Genomic DNA, 3,361 nt, shown 5'->3' on the forward strand with positions numbered 1-3,361 from the left:
CCGGCCTGGACAAAGATTCTGCCGGGTGGGCCCTGGGGCAATTGTCTGGCAACTGGAACGCCTCGGTGCTGTCCAGCGTCTGGGAAGACAGCCGCTTCGTGCGCGAGGCGGTGCTGCGCCGGGCCATGGCTTCACCCGACCATGGGCCGGTGCGCCTGCGGGTCACGGCCGTGCCTTCAGTCCTTGTGAGCGGCACGGTCGCGTCGGGCAGGGCGGGTGCCGCGGCGCCGCATGCAGGCCCCGCCTCGAGCCCGTCGTTCACTGGTCATGACACGTTACGCCCTTGGGTCGAGCTGTTTCATTCCAACGGGCAGCGCGGCGAATTCAACGCGGTGCCCGGCGATACGCGGCGCATCGACGGCCTGGTGCTGGGCGCCGCCCTGGTCGCCAAGACCTACTGGCACGTGGGGGCCATGCTGGGCGTGCAGCGCTCGCGGCTGCGTCGCAGCCAGGCGACTGCCGATGCCGAAATAGAAACCGCTCATGTCGGCGCGTACTGGGCGGGGCATGTGCCCGGTCTGAACCTGGCATTGGGTGCCGTGTATTCCTTGCACCGGCTCACCCAGCATCGACAGGTGTTGGCCGACGCGCTAAAAGCTCGCCACCGAGGGCAAACCACGCAAATTTTTGCAGAAGTGGCCTGGCCGCTTTATGAAACCGCGCTCGATGCCCCGACCCCGACTTCGACCGTGACGCCAGGTTCGACTTCGGGCTCGACCGCCAGTTCGGGCCCTGCCGTGAGCCCCACCGCGATCACAACCGCAACCGCGATGCGGAGCGCGAGCCCGAGCCCAACTTCGACTTCGACAACGGGCAGCGGCGCCCGGTTCGCCCTGATGCCTTTTGCCCAACTGGCATGGGTGCGTACCCGTTTCAACGGCTATACGGAATCTGGGGGCTCGGCGGCGTTGAACGTGCGACCGGCCGCCATTGCCGGTTGGTTATCGACGCTGGGACTGCGGGCCGAAACCATCTTTGCCGCGCCCGCCAATGGAGTGAACGAAGCGCGGGTTTATGCCCAAACGGCCTGGCATCATGCAAGCAAAACAGCCGCCGAATCAACCCAGTCTTTCCGCGACAGCGCCACCCAAACTGCCTTCACCTCGCACGGCCTGCCCGCCAGCCGCGGGGCGTGGTCCGTGCAAGTGGGCATGCAGGCACATTTGGGCAAGGCCGGCCACATAGGCCTGGGCTACCAAGGCCGTTTCGCCGCGCGCTCGCGCGACCAGGGCGTGGCCGGCTGGGCCGGAATCAGCTTTTAGCGCGCGCCGCGTTAAGCGGCAATGATTCTGAACTCGGTCGCGTTGGCAATCGGTCGCACGTATTTGTTTTCGCGCCTGAGTTCGACAATGCCGTAATTGGCCATTGTTTTTAGGGTGCGCGAAAGGTTGCTTGCCTTGCGACCGGTAGACAGGGCTAGCGCCGAGATCGAGCTTGGCTTGGTCTCGGTAATGACTCTTAGTAGGGCGCGGTTGTCATCGCTAAGCACTTCGGCCACCGACTTCATTGAGCTGAACCAAACCTTCGGTTCACCGGGCTTAGGCTTGTACTGGCCGCGGGCAATAGCCAGAACACGCTCTCGAATTTTGTCTTGAGGCAGAATGCCAATAACGATGGTCTTCATTTTTGCATGCTCTTTATCAGCACTTTATCTACGTCTGCAAAGAAATCATTAATCAGCTGTTGTGCATCGGTAAACTCATAGGGAATGCCTTTGTCAGAAGCATGCCGATGCTTATGATCGTAGGAAAGAATACGGCCCGCATACTTAAATTTTTTTGGCGGCTTAATGGCATGAGCATTGTCATATCCAAGGATTCGAGTGCCATACCGGTCGTGCAAGGTTAGCGAATAACGTATTCCATGTGGAACGGCTTTAGAGCACGTTGTCCGTTGGGCTTCGATTTTGATCCAATAGCCGCCCTCTTGAACGAGGATGGAGCCATCAAGATCTAATAGGGTTTCGATTAGCGGTTCGTAATCTGTTCTTATCATATCATCAGATGATATGTTCGGGTTGTTGGGTAACCCTATTTTTACGACCGTATTTTGCCCAGCGGCGCCTATTTGGATATTTTTGTCACCACGTAATGATCACCTTCTCGCTTTGCTGAGAAGGTGATTTTGTCGCCGGGCTGAATGCCTTGCAGCAGCGTGGATTCTGCCCGATACACCAGCGACATGGCCGGCAGTTGTAGCTCGGGGATGGCGCCGTGCTTGATGGTTATTTTGCCTTCGGCGGGGTTGACACGGCGAACCTCGCCGGAAGACTGGGCTTCTTGCGCCTGCGCGGGCGCCACAACCGCTGCCACGCTGACAAGGCCGGCCATTACCGCCGGTACAACAGTACGAATACGAAAAGACATGCCTGGCTCCTGAATTGCATGTCTTCATGATAACTCTGTCGGCTTACAGAATGGCCTGCAATCCTTTGTCGGCGATAATATTCAGTAGCTTTAGCGCCGGCCCTGCGGGTCGGGTTTCGCCTTGCTCCCACTTGCGGATCGTAGAAGCCGTCGTATGTAGATGGTGCGCAAACACGGGCTGACTAAAATTCAGTTTGGCGCGAAGTTGCTTGACGTCGATGGCTGTGAACTCACGCACAGGGCGGGGATAAAGCGTATCGAACTGACGCATGGTGACTTTGCTGATGGCACCGGTTTGTTCCAGAGCCACCAATTCCGTGCGCAGTGATTCAATGAGCTTGCTCATTACTATTTACCTTTATCAGTACACCCACGCTCAATGCGTGGAACAAAGCTTCGGCATCGAGGCTTAAAAATACCTTCCCTGCAAACTGCAAGGCGCTCATTTCTTCGTGCGTGATATTGCTTTTGTCGTTCTTTGAAAGCCCGTATAGAAAGATATGACGGCGACCAAGGCAAGCTGAGATGAACACACGATAACCCGCGCGCTTTCCGCCGCCCGTACGAGCGATGCGTTTTTTATAAAGAAAGCCGCCCAAGGCGGCATCCACTAAGCCATCTTCTAGCTCTTTAGCGGCCTGGGCCAAGGCGGAATCGGATAATTGATGCTTCCGTTGCCATTGATAAAAGGTCTTTCGTTTATAGACTTCCATCTCGCCAAGCCCTAATAGTATACCCGTTACGGGTATGTATTCAAGAGGATCAGGTGCTGTGAGCACCTGATCCAGGGTAAGGCGGGATGTTGTGTGTGTCCCAGTGGTGGGAGTATTAAGTCCTTGTCGGAAAACTGACCAAGGCGCGCCAGATGCGTTGTCTCTGTGCGCGCGTTGATCCAACCGCTACGAGGCTTATGATTCGAGAAATGGCATCTGTAGTTACAGCACGTACCTGGCCAAGTCTTACCACTTCACCAAAAACCTCTGGGCCCTCGAAAA

Annotated in this window: 6 protein-coding genes; 1 reads left to right on the plus strand and 5 read right to left on the minus strand. The window is 57.1% G+C overall.

What is annotated here, in order from left to right; translation table 11 throughout:
- The coding region (locus tag VL003_RS02970; RefSeq protein ID WP_325439420.1) for an autotransporter outer membrane beta-barrel domain-containing protein at nucleotides 1-1,262 on the plus strand (1,262 nt) is incomplete at its 5' end.
- A gap of 11 nt (nucleotides 1,263-1,273) precedes the next feature.
- Here the strand turns inward: VL003_RS02970 and VL003_RS02975 are convergent.
- The 5 genes from VL003_RS02975 to VL003_RS02995 form a co-directional block, all read right to left on the minus strand.
- The gene (locus VL003_RS02975; protein ID WP_325439421.1) at nucleotides 1,274-1,624 is read right to left on the minus strand and encodes an HVO_A0114 family putative DNA-binding protein; all 351 of its coding nucleotides are present in this window, start codon (nucleotides 1,622-1,624) and stop codon (nucleotides 1,274-1,276) included.
- Nucleotides 1,621-1,995 (minus strand): toxin-antitoxin system TumE family protein, encoded by a 375-nt coding sequence (locus tag VL003_RS02980; protein ID WP_325439423.1) that lies wholly within the window; start codon nucleotides 1,993-1,995, stop codon nucleotides 1,621-1,623. The genes VL003_RS02975 and VL003_RS02980 overlap by 4 nt, the downstream gene beginning before the upstream one ends.
- A 68-nt stretch (nucleotides 1,996-2,063) precedes the next feature.
- On the minus strand, nucleotides 2,064-2,366 hold the full coding sequence (locus tag VL003_RS02985) for a copper-binding protein (protein ID WP_325439425.1): 303 nt from the start codon (nucleotides 2,364-2,366) through the stop codon (nucleotides 2,064-2,066).
- A gap of 43 nt (nucleotides 2,367-2,409) precedes the next feature.
- Nucleotides 2,410-2,712: a helix-turn-helix domain-containing protein gene (locus VL003_RS02990; RefSeq protein ID WP_325439427.1), complete on the minus strand. Its 303-nt coding sequence runs from the start codon at nucleotides 2,710-2,712 to the stop codon at nucleotides 2,410-2,412.
- On the minus strand, nucleotides 2,696-3,079 hold the full coding sequence (locus tag VL003_RS02995; protein ID WP_325439429.1) for a type II toxin-antitoxin system RelE/ParE family toxin: 384 nt from the start codon (nucleotides 3,077-3,079) through the stop codon (nucleotides 2,696-2,698). The genes VL003_RS02990 and VL003_RS02995 overlap by 17 nt, the downstream gene beginning before the upstream one ends.
- Nucleotides 3,080-3,361 lie beyond the last annotated feature (282 nt).

This window comes from Pusillimonas sp., assembly GCF_035515275.1.
Taxonomy (GTDB): domain Bacteria; phylum Pseudomonadota; class Gammaproteobacteria; order Burkholderiales; family Burkholderiaceae_B; genus Pusillimonas.

Bases quoted from the DNA above. Each gene is read 5' to 3' on its own strand.
- VL003_RS02975 (WP_325439421.1), bottom strand. From the start codon at position 1,624: ATGAAGACCATCGTTATTGGCATTCTGCCTCAAGACAAAATTCGAGAG.
- VL003_RS02980 (WP_325439423.1), bottom strand. From the start codon at position 1,995: ATGATAAGAACAGATTACGAACCGCTAATCGAAACCCTATTAGATCTT.
- VL003_RS02985 (WP_325439425.1), bottom strand. From the start codon at position 2,366: ATGTCTTTTCGTATTCGTACTGTTGTACCGGCGGTAATGGCCGGCCTT.
- VL003_RS02990 (WP_325439427.1), bottom strand. From the start codon at position 2,712: ATGAGCAAGCTCATTGAATCACTGCGCACGGAATTGGTGGCTCTGGAA.
- VL003_RS02995 (WP_325439429.1), bottom strand. From the start codon at position 3,079: ATGGAAGTCTATAAACGAAAGACCTTTTATCAATGGCAACGGAAGCAT.